The sequence below is a fragment of the Mycobacterium sp. GA-0227b genome (assembly GCF_001499855.1).
GTDB lineage: Bacteria > Actinomycetota > Actinomycetes > Mycobacteriales > Mycobacteriaceae > Mycobacterium.
On sequence record NZ_LQIK01000005.1, the window covers coordinates 30694 to 43676 of the forward strand.

The 12983-nt window shown below is 65.9% G+C and carries 10 protein-coding genes and 2 tRNA genes; 9 read left to right on the forward strand and 3 right to left on the reverse strand.

Annotated elements, in window-relative coordinates; translation table 11 throughout:
- Positions 1 to 2 precede the first annotated feature (2 nt).
- Positions 3 to 797 carry an Fpg/Nei family DNA glycosylase gene (locus AU185_RS06110; protein ID WP_059102365.1) on the forward strand — a complete coding sequence of 265 codons (795 nt, stop codon included), beginning with the start codon at positions 3 to 5 and terminating at the stop codon, positions 795 to 797.
- An 87-nt stretch (positions 798 to 884) separates the two neighbouring features.
- Here AU185_RS06110 and AU185_RS06115 read toward each other — a convergent pair whose 3' ends face one another.
- On the reverse strand, positions 885 to 1646 hold the full coding sequence (locus AU185_RS06115; protein WP_059102366.1) for a hypothetical protein: 762 nt from the start codon (positions 1644 to 1646) through the stop codon (positions 885 to 887).
- Between the two features lie 202 nt (positions 1647 to 1848).
- Between AU185_RS06115 and AU185_RS06120 the strand changes: the two genes are divergently transcribed.
- Entirely contained in the window at positions 1849 to 3741 is a 1893-nt protein-coding gene (locus tag AU185_RS06120; RefSeq protein ID WP_059102367.1) for an acyl-CoA dehydrogenase family protein, read from the forward strand.
- Positions 3742 to 3762: 21 nt separating this feature from the next.
- Here the strand turns inward: AU185_RS06120 and AU185_RS06125 are convergent.
- Positions 3763 to 3836 (reverse strand) — tRNA-Gly (locus AU185_RS06125).
- A gap of 121 nt (positions 3837 to 3957) precedes the next feature.
- Here AU185_RS06125 and AU185_RS06130 point away from each other — a divergent pair.
- The 5 genes from AU185_RS06130 (at position 3958) to clpX (ending at position 8406) form a co-directional block, all read left to right on the forward strand.
- Positions 3958 to 4031: transfer RNA gene (locus AU185_RS06130), tRNA-Pro, on the forward strand.
- Positions 4032 to 4084: 53 nt separating this feature from the next.
- Positions 4085 to 5494: a trigger factor gene (gene tig / locus AU185_RS06135; RefSeq protein WP_059102487.1), complete on the forward strand. Its 1410-nt coding sequence runs from the start codon at positions 4085 to 4087 to the stop codon at positions 5492 to 5494.
- Positions 5495 to 5541: 47 nt separating this feature from the next.
- Positions 5542 to 6204 (forward strand): ATP-dependent Clp protease proteolytic subunit, encoded by a 663-nt coding sequence (locus AU185_RS06140; RefSeq protein WP_082683763.1) that lies wholly within the window; start codon positions 5542 to 5544, stop codon positions 6202 to 6204.
- Complete coding sequence (locus AU185_RS06145; RefSeq protein ID WP_059102369.1) at positions 6201 to 6848, forward strand: ATP-dependent Clp protease proteolytic subunit; 648 nt, start codon at positions 6201 to 6203, stop codon at positions 6846 to 6848. The genes AU185_RS06140 and AU185_RS06145 overlap by 4 nt, the downstream gene beginning before the upstream one ends.
- A gap of 277 nt (positions 6849 to 7125) precedes the next feature.
- Positions 7126 to 8406, forward strand: coding sequence for an ATP-dependent Clp protease ATP-binding subunit ClpX (gene clpX / locus AU185_RS06150; protein ID WP_059102370.1), 1281 nt, complete (start codon positions 7126 to 7128; stop codon positions 8404 to 8406).
- Positions 8407 to 8570: 164 nt separating this feature from the next.
- On the opposite strand, the gene fdhD is transcribed toward clpX, so the two are convergent.
- On the reverse strand, positions 8571 to 9395 hold the full coding sequence (fdhD, locus tag AU185_RS06155) for a formate dehydrogenase accessory sulfurtransferase FdhD (protein WP_059102371.1): 825 nt from the start codon (positions 9393 to 9395) through the stop codon (positions 8571 to 8573).
- 529 nt (positions 9396 to 9924) lie between these two features.
- Between fdhD and AU185_RS06160 the strand changes: the two genes are divergently transcribed.
- Both AU185_RS06160 and AU185_RS06165 read left to right on the forward strand, forming a co-directional pair.
- A complete protein-coding gene (locus AU185_RS06160; RefSeq protein ID WP_502687728.1) occupies positions 9925 to 11910 on the forward strand; it encodes a 2-oxoacid:acceptor oxidoreductase subunit alpha in 1986 nt (661 codons plus the stop codon).
- A complete protein-coding gene (locus AU185_RS06165) occupies positions 11907 to 12977 on the forward strand; it encodes a 2-oxoacid:ferredoxin oxidoreductase subunit beta (RefSeq protein ID WP_059102373.1) in 1071 nt (356 codons plus the stop codon). Before AU185_RS06160 ends, AU185_RS06165 begins: the two co-directional genes overlap by 4 nt.
- Positions 12978 to 12983: the final 6 nt, after the last annotated feature.

The following is a 12983-nucleotide window of genomic DNA, read 5'->3' on the forward strand; positions in this document are numbered from 1 at the left end:
GGATGCCCGAGGGCCACACGCTGCACCGGCTCGCCCGGTTGCACCAGCGCCGCTTCGGTCGCGCGCCGGTGATGGTGTCCAGTCCGCAGGGCAGGTTCGTCGACGGCGCCGCAGCGGTCAACGGGCGAGTGCTCAAGAGGGCCACGGCGTGGGGTAAGCACCTGTTCCACCACTACGAAGGCGGCCGGGTCGTGCATGTCCACCTCGGTCTGTATGGCACGTTCACCGAGGTGCCTCTCCCGATGCCGTTGCCGGTCGGCCAGGTGCGGATGCGGATGATCGGCGCGGAATACGGCACGGATCTGCGCGGGCCGACGGTGTGCGAGGTGCTGGCCGAACCGGAGATCGCCGACGTGATCGCTCGGCTCGGCCCCGATCCGCTGCGTCGCGATGCCGACCCGTCACCGGCGTGGGCGCGAATCCGTAAGTCCCGCAGGCCGATCGGGGCGCTCCTGATGGACCAGTCGGTGATCGCGGGAGTGGGCAACGTGTACCGCAACGAGCTGCTCTACCGGCACGGCATCGACCCGCACCGACCAGGCGCGCACGTCGACGAAGAAGAGTTCGACGCACTGTGGACCGACCTCGTCGCGCTGATGCGAATTGGACTGCGGCGCGGCAAGATTCATACCATCCGCCGCGAGGATGACCACGGGCTGCCGTCGTACGCTCCCGGCCGACCCCGCACCTATGTCTACCGGCGCGCAGGCGAGCCCTGCCGGGTCTGCGGAACCGAGATTCGCACCGAGGTGATGGAGGGCCGCAACGTGTTCTGGTGCCCGAAGGATCAGAGTTAGGGCGTGGCTCTTCGCCGAAACTGAACTTATGTCTGAAAGTCGGGCGGCTGAATCACGTGCACAACTTCAGTTTCAGCGGAGGGTGAGTCAGAAGCCGCCGAAATCGCCGAAGCCGCCGCCCCAGTCGCCGCCGCCGTCACCGCCGCCGCCCCAGTCGCCGCCGTGATCACCGCCGGGGTCCTGTCCCTGATCGAACCCCTGGTCGTAGCCCTGGGCGAAACCTTGCTCGTAGCCGGTTCCGTGCATGCCCGAGAACAGCGCGTCGAACAGCAGCACCGAACCCAGACCCCAGGCGCCGGCGACGAGCGCGGGCTTCCACCACGGCTCGGAGTACCACCCCGCCGGAACGGGACGGCCGGCGACGCGGCCGCCGGGGTAGTAGTTGGGCGTGCGTTCGGACGGCGACGGCGACGCCTCGATCTCGCGACCCTCGAAGTCGACTCTGCGATCCTCGGTCACCGCGCCCGCGGCGCGTTGACCGGCCAGCGTCTCCAGCTCCGGTCCCGGATCCATGCCCATCGCGATGCGCGCGGCGCGCACGTAGTAGAGGCCCTCGAGCGCGCTCTCCTTGGCGAGCAGCGCCTGCTTCGCGGTGTTGGCCTGCTCGATCTGCGAGCCGGCGGCGGTGTAACGCTCGGACGCGTCGGCCAAGGCCTGTTTGGACGCGTCGTCGGTGCCCGTCAGGTTGATGACCTGGCCGCCGAGGCGTTCGATCACGCGACGGGCGTCGGCCTTGGCGTCGTCCAGCGAGGCGGCCTTGCGCCGGTCCGAAGCCTTCATCGCCGCGTAGACAACCACGCCCAGTGCGACGATGACCAGGACAACGAGCACGAGCAGAACGCCGTTCATGACGCCAGCGTACCGAGCAAACCGGCCGAAAAACCGGTGCCGACCTCGACCGGAATTACGCCGACAGCTGAGTGCACGGGGGACACGGATGGTCGGCGAGAACGACGTGAGCGTGATCGCGGCGAAATCGAATCCACATCGCTCGTTTGGAAACCGTAGCCGCGGTTACTGTCGAGTAGGGCCATCTGTGAGGAGGTCTGCGATGACTGTTACGGAAGAAGTCAGCGAGCGACAGGCCAGGGAGTTCGCCGAACAAGCGCGGGAGGCGCAGTGGCGCCAGCCCAGCTTCGGTAAGGAACTGTTCCTCGGCAGATTGCGGTTGGACCTCGTCCATCCCCACCCCAGCGGCTCGGCGGAATCCAGAAAACAGGGTGAGGCCTTCCTGGCCAAGCTCCGGGAGTTCTGCGAGTCGCAGATCGACGCCGCGGTGATTGAGCGCGACGCGCAGATCCCGGACAAAGTGGTCGCCGGCCTCAAGGAGCTCGGGGCGTTCGGCATGAAGATCAGCACCGAGTACGGCGGCCTCGGGCTGTCCCAGGTGTACTACAACAAGGCCCTCATGCTGGTGGGTTCTGTGCACCCCTCGCTGGCCGCGTTGCTCTCGGCGCATCAGTCGATCGGAGTGCCGCAGCCGATCTCGATGTTCGGGACTGACGAGCAGAAGCGAATCTGGCTGCCCCGGTGCGCGCAGGAGATCAGCGCATTTCTGCTCACCGAACCGGACGTCGGCAGCGACCCGGCCCGGCTGCACGCCACCGCGACCCCGGACGGTGACGACTACGTCCTGAACGGAACCAAGCTGTGGACCACCAACGGCGTGGTCGCCGACCTGCTCGTTGTGATGGCTCAAGTACCCAAGAGTGAGGGACACCGCGGTGGGATCACCGCGTTCGTCATGGAGGCGGACACACCGGGCATCGTCGTGGAGAACCGCAACGCTTTCATGGGGTTGCGCGGTATCGAGAACGGCCTCACCCGGCTGACCGACGTGCGGATACCGGCGGCCAACCGGATCGGCCGCGAAGGCGACGGGCTGAAGATCGCGCTATCGACGCTCAACGTGGGACGGCTCTCGTTGCCGGCCATCTGCGCCGGCTCGGCGAAGTGGTGCCTGAAGATCGCGAGGCAGTGGTCCCGCGAGCGGGTGCAGTGGGGCCGGCCGGTCGGTGAGCACGAAGCGGTGGCCGGCAAGGTCGCGTTCATCGCGGCCAGCGCCTACGGCCTGGAAGCTGTGGTCGAACTGGCCAGTGAATTGGCCGATGCCAAGCAGAACGACATTCGGATCGAGGCGGCGCTGGCCAAGCTCTACGGCTCAGAGATGGCTTGGCTGATCGCCGACGAACTGGTGCAGATTCGCGGCGGGCGCGGCTTCGAGACGGCCGATTCGTTGGCCGCCCGTGGCGAGCGCGGAGTGCCCGCCGAGCAGATGCTGCGGGACATGCGCATCAACCGGATCTTCGAAGGCTCCACCGAGATCATGCACCTGCTGATCGCCCGCGAGGCGGTGGATGCGCACTTGTCGGTGGCCGGCGACGTCATCGACCCCGAGGCCGATCTGTCGCGCAAAGCGAAAGCGGCGGCCAATGCCGGCAAGTTCTATGCCCGGTGGTTGCCCACCTTGGTCACCGGCAAGGGCCAGCTGCCCGCGTCGTTCCGGGAATTCGGGCCGCTGGCCACCCATCTGCGCTATGTCGAGCGGGCCAGCCGCCGACTGGCCCGCAGCACCTTCTACGCGATGTCGCGGTGGCAGGGCAAGCTGGAGCAAAAGCAGCGGTTCCTGGGACGGATCGTGGATATCGGCGCGGAGCTGTTCGCGATGACCGCCGTTTGTGTGCGGGCACAACGTGATCGGGAGGACGACAGCGCCGTCGAACTCGCCGCGGCATTCTGCGAGCAGGCCCGAATCCGGACGGAGCAACTGTTCGACCAGCTGTGGCGCAACTGCGACGACTCCGACCGGGCACTTGCTCGCGGCGTGCTCGAGGACCGATTCACATGGCTCGAAGAAGGGATTCTGGACCCGTCGATCGACGGGCCGTGGATCGCCCAGGAAGGCGGCGACGAGAAGCCCGACGTCCACCGCGTCATACGGTGATCACGCCGAGGACTCCCAGCTTGGAGCGGGCGACGGGAATCGAACCCGCGTAGCTAGTTTGGAAGACTAGGGCTCTACCATTGAGCTACGCCCGCGTGTACAGCAAGAGCAGATCGTACCGGCGGCACCCGAATCAAATCCAATTGAAGGCTTCGCGTGTCCAGCCCGTAGTATCTCGCGTGGTCGTTTCGTGTTTTGCGGGCAACCACACGGGCACGGGGTGTAGCGCAGCTTGGTAGCGCATCCGCTTTGGGAGCGGAAGGCCGCAGGTTCAAATCCTGTCACCCCGACTGCGACACCGAACCAGCGCCAGAACCAACGCCAGACCAACAAGGAGCAGATCGTGAAGAGCACCGTCGAGAAGTTGAGCCCGACCCGGGTTCGCATCAACGTGGAGGTGCCCTTCACCGAGCTCGAACCCGACTTCGACCGCGCGTTCGCACAGTTGGCCAAACAGGTCCGGCTGCCCGGCTTCCGTCCGGGCAAGGCGCCCCGCAAGCTGCTCGAGGCCCGCGTCGGCCGCGAGGCGATGCTCGATCAGGTCGTCAGCGACGCCCTGCCCGGCCGCTACAGCGAAGCGGTCACCACCTCCGAGGTGCAGCCGCTCGGCCAACCCGAGATCGAGATCACCAAGAAGGAGTACGGCGAGGACCTGACCTTCACCGCCGAGGTCGACATCCGGCCGGAGATCGAGATCCCCGACCTGTCCGAGCTGAAGGTCACCGTCGACCCCATCGAGGTGACGGACGACGAGGTCGATGCCGAACTGCAGACGCTGCGCGCCCGCTTCGGCACGCTCAAGGGAGTGGACCGTGCCGCCGAGACTGGCGACTTCGTCTCCATCGACCTGTCCGCCACGGTCGACGGCCAGGAGCTACCCGACGCCACCACCGAGGGCCTGTCCCATGAGGTCGGCTCGGGCCAGTTGGTGGAGGGCCTCGACGAAGCGATAATCGGGCTCAAGGAGGGCGAGACCCGCGTCTTCACCACCAAGCTGGCCGCGGGTGAGCACGCCGGCGAGGACGCGCAGGTGACCGTCACCGTCAAGTCGGTCAAGGAGCGTGAGCTGCCCGAGCCCGACGACGAGTTCGCGCAACTGGCAAGCGAATTCGACACCATGGAGGAGCTGAAGAACTCGCTCACCGAGCAGGTGCGTGGGACCAAGCGTGCCCAGCAGGCCGAGCAGATCCGCGACAGAGCCCTCGAGACATTGCTCGATCAGGTCGACGTGCCGCTGCCGGAGAAGGTGGTGCAGGCGCAGATCGACGACACGCTGCACAACGCGATCCACAGCCTCGATCACGACGAGGCCCGCTTCGCCGAGCTTTTGGAGTCTCAGGGCAGCAGCCGCGAGGAGTTCGACGCCGACACCCGCAGCAACGCGGAGAAGGCCGTCAAGACCCAGCTGCTGGTCGACGCGATCGCCGACAAGCTCGACGTCCAGGTCACCCAGAACGACATCACCGAGCGCCTGATGCTGATGTCGCAGCAGTACGGCCTGCAGCCCCAGCAGCTGGTGCAGGCACTGCAGCAGAACAACCAGATGACGGCGCTGTTCGCCGACGTGCGCCGTGGGCTGACGCTCGCCGCCATCGTCGAGGCCGCGACCGTCACCGACTCCGACGGCACCGTGATCGACACCTCGGAGTTCTTCGGGCGCGCGCAGACCGAGAGCGAGGCCGAACAGGCTTCGGGGACCGCCGAAGAGACGACCGAAGCCGCAGCCGACGAGGAATCGGCCGACGCGAAGTGACGCTGTGAGCGAACGCAGCCCGTCTCGGGAGTGCGTGCGCTCGCGGGTTGGTTAGTGTCGGTGAGTATCAAGCTCTTGAAGAAAGCAGGTATCCAGTCGTGACCCACATGCGTGGCGCCTCGCAAGGCCTAAACCTTGTCGACTCGGTCTATGAGCGGTTGCTGGCGGAGCGGATCATCTTCCTGGGCTCACAGGTCGATGACGACATCGCGAACAAGCTGTGCGCGCAGATTCTGCTGCTGTCCGCCGAGGACCCCACCAAGGACATTCACCTCTACATCAACTCGCCCGGCGGCTCCATCAGCGCCGGCATGGCCGTGTACGACACCATGGTGTTGGCGCCGTGCGACGTCGCCACCTATGCGATGGGCATGGCCGCTTCGATGGGTGAGTTCCTGCTCGCCGCGGGCACGAAGGGTAAGCGGTACGCGTTGCCGCACGCGCGGATCCTGATGCACCAGCCGCTGGGCGGCATCACCGGCGGTGCGGCGGACATCGCGATCCAGGCCGAGCAGTTCGCTGTGATCAAAAAGGAGATGTTCCGGTTGAACGCCGAGTTCACCGGGCAACCCATCGAGCGGATCGAGGCGGACTCCGACCGCGACCGCTGGTTCACCGCGCAGGAAGCCCTCGAGTACGGCTTCGTCGACCACATCATCACCAGCGCGAGCATCAACGGCTCGGGACCAGGAGCAGGACTAGACAAATGACCGACCACACTGATCCGCGTCTGGCGCCGCAGGCGCGCTACATCCTGCCGTCGTTCATCGAGCACTCGAGCTTCGGCGTCAAGGAGTCCAACCCGTACAACAAGCTGTTCGAGGAACGCATCATCTTCCTCGGCGTGCAGGTCGACGACGCGTCGGCGAACGACATCATGGCGCAGCTGCTGGTGTTGGAGTCGTTGGATCCGGACCGTGACATCACGATGTACATCAACTCGCCCGGCGGTTCGTTCACCTCGCTGATGGCGATCTACGACACCATGCAGTACGTGCGGGCCGACATTCAGACCGTGTGTCTGGGCCAGGCCGCCTCGGCGGCCGCGGTGCTGCTCGCGGCCGGCACCCCCGGTAAGCGCATGGCGCTGCCCAACGCCCGCGTCCTGATCCATCAGCCCGCGCTGGCCGGTGTCATCCAGGGCCAGTTCTCCGACCTGGAGATCCAGGCGGCCGAGATCGAGCGGATGCGCACGCTGATGGAGGTGACGCTGGCCAACCACACCGGCAAGTCCCCCGAGCAGATCCGCAAGGACACCGACCGCGACAAGATCCTCACCGCCGAAGAGGCCAAGGAATACGGCGTCATCGACACGGTTCTGGAGTACCGCAAGCTGTCGGCGCAGTCCGCCTGACCTTCGGTTGACCCTCATTTTCACCTCCGGCGTCGCGCCCGGCGTCGAGGACAGCGTGCTCTCGGTCGAGTAACGTCGGCGACACGCCAAGGACACGGTCGCGGTTTGGAAGGCCCTACGGCGGATTCAAACGATATGTTCTGCGAACACAGTTAAATACCACCGACGCGATTCGGGTTTATCGGTCGCCCCCCAGGTAACCGAACGGGTAGCGTCGAAGCAGACGTTCGACACGGACCGAGACGGATGACGAACAGGAAGTAGGGACCCCACCACCATGGCGCGCATTGGAGACGGCGGTGACCTGCTGAAGTGCTCGTTCTGCGGAAAGAGTCAGAAGCAGGTCAAGAAACTCATCGCCGGCCCCGGCGTATACATCTGTGACGAGTGCATCGACCTCTGCAACGAGATCATCGAAGAGGAACTGGCAGACGCCGACGACGTCAAACTCGACGAACTTCCCAAGCCGGCCGAGATCCGCGACTTCCTCGAGGGCTATGTCATCGGACAGGACACTGCGAAGCGCACGCTGGCGGTCGCGGTCTACAACCACTACAAGCGAATCCAGGCGGGGGAGAAGACCCGCGATTCGCGGTCCGAACCCGTCGAACTCACCAAGTCCAACATCTTGATGCTGGGCCCGACCGGCTGCGGCAAGACCTATCTCGCGCAAACGCTGGCCAAGATGCTCAACGTTCCGTTCGCGATCGCCGACGCCACCGCGCTGACCGAAGCCGGCTACGTCGGCGAGGACGTGGAGAACATTCTGCTCAAGCTGATCCAGGCCGCCGACTATGACGTCAAGCGCGCCGAGACCGGGATCATCTACATCGACGAGGTCGACAAGATCGCCCGCAAGAGCGAGAATCCGTCGATCACCCGCGACGTGTCCGGCGAGGGCGTCCAGCAGGCGCTGCTGAAGATCCTCGAAGGCACCCAGGCGTCGGTGCCGCCGCAGGGCGGTCGCAAGCATCCGCACCAGGAGTTCATCCAGATCGACACCACCAACGTGTTGTTCATCGTCGCAGGCGCTTTCGCGGGTTTGGAGAAGATCGTCTCCGACCGCGTCGGCAAGCGCGGGCTGGGCTTCGGCGCCGAGGTGCACTCCAAGGCGGAGATCGACACCCAGGACCATTTCGCCGAGGTCATGCCCGAAGACCTGATCAAGTTCGGGCTGATTCCGGAGTTCATCGGCCGGCTGCCGATCGTCGCGTCGGTGACGAACCTCGACAAGGACTCGCTCGTGCAGATCCTGTCCACGCCGAAGAACGCGTTGGTGAAGCAGTACACCCGACTGTTCGAGATGGACGGCGTCGAGCTGGAGTTCACCGATGAGGCCCTGGAAGCGATCGCCGATCAGGCCATCCACCGCGGCACCGGTGCCCGCGGCCTGCGCGCCATCATGGAAGAAGTCCTGCTGCCGGTGATGTATGACATCCCCAGCCGCGACGACGTGGCCAAGGTGGTCGTCACCAAAGAGACGGTCCAGGACAACGTGCTGCCGACCATCGTGCCGCGCAAGCCGTCTCGACCGGAACGCCGCGACAAGTCCGCCTGACGACGATCAAGCGGCGAGGCACGAGCCGCGTTTGAGAAGTCAGGCAATAAGCAGCGCGTAGTTCTCGGGAGGTTTCCCGGAAGTATTGCCGTCGAGATCGACGGTATGGCTGCATTGCGAGCCGGATTGCGACCATTACGTCGGTTTCGCGGCTGGACTGGGAGTCAGCGGGTGATGCGGTCGGGCCGGGTGTAGACGTTCATCGACTCGCCGCGCAGAAATGCGACCAGCGTCAGCCCGGACTGGCTGGCCAAGTCCACCGCCAGCGAGGACGGCGCCGACACCGCCGCCAGCACCGGGACGCCCGCCATCACTGCCTTCTGGGTCAATTCGAACGACGCTCGTCCGCTGACCAGCAGCACCGTGCCGGCCAGTGGAACGCGGCCGTGTTCCACCGCCCATCCGATGACCTTGTCGACGGCGTTGTGCCTGCCGATGTCTTCGCGTACAGCGAGCATGGTGCCGTCGGCCGCGAACACGGCGGCGCCGTGCAGGCCGCCGGTACTGGCGAACACCTTCTGCGCCTTGCGCAATCGGGCCGGCAGTGCCGAGAGCGTGTCGGCGGTGACCGTGGTCGGATCGTCACCAGGACCGTGGCGGCTGCTCAACCGCACCGCCTCCAGCGACGCCTTGCCGCAGACCCCGCAGGACGAGGTGGTGTAGAAGTTGCGCGTCACATCGACGTCGGGTGCCGGAACATGCGCCGCCAGCCGCACATCGAGCACGTTGTACGTGTTCAGATTGTCGGGGCCGGCGCCCTTGCAGTAGCGCGCCGCGAGCACGTCGTCGCGGCCACCGATGACCCCTTCGGTGAGCAGAAAGCCCTGCGCGAGTTCGACATCCGAACCCGGGGTGCGCATCGTCACGGTGATCGGCACACCGTTGACGCGGATCTCCATCGGCTCCTCGACCACCAGGGTTTCGGGCCGCGCGACCGCGGTGTCAGCGGTCATGTGCTGTGCCCGTCGCCTGGCTGTGACCCGACCCATAGGCCCACCCTATGACCTGCGGGTGCGGGCGAGCGTTCCATTGCCGTTCACCCCTCAGGCACGCGCGCCGGGCGGCGGTATCGCCGAAGAGACGGCACAATGTCAGGCGTGCACAACGATCTCGAACCGAAGCGCCATTCGCCGGCCTGGCGTGATCCGCTGTCGGCTGGATTCCGCGCGCACCAACATCTGCTGTTGTTGAAGCTGCGCTGGCACGAGCGCCGAGCGGAATCCCCAGCCGGCCCCGCCGACAGCTGACGCGTCGACCCTGCTAGCTGTCAGCTACTGATCGGTAACCATTTCCTTAGAAAACGTTGTCTCGTGAACGTGACGAACAACACAGTTCTGTCTCATCGGTACCGTCAACACACCGCATGAGCTGTGTGTTCACCTCCACGGAAGCGACGCGCCGTCCGCGAGTCCGGTGAAGGGCTGCCTAAGAGAAGTGCAATAATCGGTACTGGCAGTGACATAAAAACTTTGGTGGCGTTTTCCGGCGGCGCGTCGGCCCGACTGCGACTCGGAGGGCATCGCCAAGACAGCGTGGGAGGCAGGCTTCGTGGCAGCGAAAGACAACGCCGTCAGCCCCGGGACTGCGGGACCCCGGCAGAAGCTCGAGAAGGTCGTCATCCGCTTCGCCGGCGACTCGGGCGACGGCATGCAGCTCACCGGTGACCGGTTCACGTCCGAGGCCGCGTTGTTCGGTAACGACCTGGCCACACAGCCCAACTACCCCGCCGAGATCCGCGCACCGCAGGGCACGCTGCCCGGGGTGTCGTCGTTCCAGATCCAGATCGCCGACTACGACATCCTCACCGCCGGGGACCGGCCCGACGTGCTCGTTGCGATGAATCCCGCCGCGCTGAAGGCCAACGTCTCGGATCTGCCCCGAGGCGGCCTGATCATCGCCAACTCCGACGAGTTCACCAAGCGCAACCTCGCCAAGGTCGGCTACGAGGGCAACCCGCTGGAGAGCGACGAGCTGTCCGACTACGTCGTACAGGCCGTCCCGATGACCACGTTGACGCTGGGCGCGGTCGAGTCGATCGGCGCCTCGAAGAAGGACGGTCAGCGCGCGAAGAACATGTTCGCGCTCGGTCTACTGTCGTGGATGTACGGCCGCGAACTGCGGCATAGCGAGGCGTTCATCCGGGAGAAGTTCGCCCGCAAACCCGACGTCGCCGAGGCCAACGTGCTGGCACTCAAGGCCGGCTGGAACTACGGCGAAACCACCGAGGCGTTCGCCAGCACCTACGAGGTCGCGCCCGCCAAACTGAAAACCGGTGAGTACCGCCAGATTTCCGGCAACACCGCGCTGGCCTACGGCATCGTCACCGCCGGGCAGCTGGCTGATCTGCAGGTCGTGCTCGGGACCTACCCGATCACCCCCGCGTCGGACATCCTGCACGAGCTGTCCAAGCACAAGAACTTCAACGTGCTGACCTTCCAGGCCGAGGACGAGATCGCCGGCATCGGCGCGGCCATCGGCGCCTCCTACGGCGGGGCACTGGGCGTCACCAGCACCTCTGGCCCCGGTATCTCGCTGAAGTCGGAGGCGATCGGGCTGGCCGTGATGACCGAGCTGCCGCTGATCATCATCGACGTCCAGCGCGGCGGCCCGTCGACGGGCCTGCCCACCAAGACCGAGCAGGCCGACCTGCTTCAAGTGATGTACGGCCGCAACGGCGAGTCGCCGGTTGCGGTGGTCGCGCCCCGGTCGCCTTCGGACTGCTTCGACGTGGCTGTCGAGGCTGCCCGCATTGCGGTGAACTACCACACGCCGGTGGTCATCCTGTCCGACGGCGCGATCGCCAACGGCTCTGAGCCATGGCGCATTCCGGACGTCAGCGGCTACGAGCCCATCGAGCACACCTTCGCCAGGCCCGACGAGCCCTTCCAGCCCTACGCCCGCGACCCAGAGACCCTGGCCCGGCAGTTCGCCATCCCCGGCACGCCCGGCCTGGAGCACCGGATCGGCGGACTCGAAGCGGCCAACGGTTCGGGCAACATCTCCTACGAGCCGAAGAACCACGATCTGATGGTCCGGTTGCGGCAGGCCAAGATCGACGGCGTCGCGGTTCCCGACCTCGAGGTCGACGACCCGACCGGTGACGCGGAGTTGCTGATGATCGGCTGGGGCAGCAGCTTCGGGCCGATCGGCGAGGCATGCCGGCGCGCGCGGCGCAAGGGCATCAAGGTCGCCCAGGCGCATCTGCGCAACCTCAACCCGTTCCCGGCGAACCTCGGCGAGGTGCTGCGGCGCTATCCGAACGTCGTGTGTCCGGAGATGAACCTCGGCCAGCTCGCGCTGCTGCTGCGCGGCCGGTACCTGGTCGACGTGCAGTCAGTGACCAAAGTGGAAGGTATGGCGTTCCTGGCCGACGAGGTCGAAGGCATCATCGACGCCGCGTTGGACGGGACGTTGGGTGAGAAGGAAAGTGACAAGGCCAAGTTCGCACGGTTGGCGGCGGCGACCGTCGAGATCGGTGCGACTGGTGTGGGAGCAAGCGCATGACTGACCTGATCGGTAGTGATCTCGGGTTGACGGCAGGCACCAGCCGGGTGCCGACCACCGACCAGCCGCAGAAGTCCAAGGACTTCACCAGCGACCAGGAGGTCCGGTGGTGCCCGGGCTGCGGCGACTACGTCATCCTCAACACCATCCGTAACTTCTTGCCCGAACTGGGGCTGCGGCGCGAGAACATCGCGTTCGTCAGCGGCATCGGGTGCTCGAGCCGTTTCCCCTACTACCTGGAGACCTACGGGTTTCACTCCATCCACGGTCGGGCCCCGACGATCGCCACCGGTCTGGCGCTGGCGCGTGAGGACCTGTCGGTGTGGGTCGTCACCGGTGACGGCGACGCGCTCTCGATCGGCGGCAACCACCTGATCCACGCGCTGCGCCGCAACATCAACATCACGATCCTGCTGTTCAACAACCGGATCTACGGGCTGACCAAAGGTCAGTACTCACCGACCTCGGAGGTCGGCAAGGTCACCAAGTCGACCCCGATGGGCTCACTCGACTACCCGTTCAACCCGGTGTCGCTGGCGCTCGGCGCCGACGCAACGTTCGTCGGCCGGGCGCTGGACTCCGACCGCAAGGGCCTGTCCGAGGTGTTGCGCGCGGCGGCCGCGCACCGCGGCGCCGCGCTCGTCGAGATCCTGCAGGACTGCCCGATCTTCAACGACGGCTCCTTCGACGCGCTGCGCAAGGAAGGCGCCGAGGAGCGGCTGATCAGCCTCACGCACGGCGAGCCGATCACCTTCGGCGCCGACGGCGAGTACTGCGTGGTGAAGTCCGGCTACGGCCTGGAAATCGCCAAGACCGCCGATGTGTCGGCCGAGGAGATCGTGGTCCACGACGCCAATCTCGAGGACCCGGCGTACGCGTTCGCGCTGTCGCGGTTGAGCGAGCAGAACCTCGAGCACATGGTGATGGGCATCTTCCGGCAGGTGAGCAAGCCGACCTACGACGACGCCGCGCGCCAGCAGGTCGTCGCAGCGCGTAACGAGAAGGCGCACGACACGACCGCGCTTCAGTCACTGCTTCGCGGCAAAGACACCTGGACTGTCGACTAACGTCAC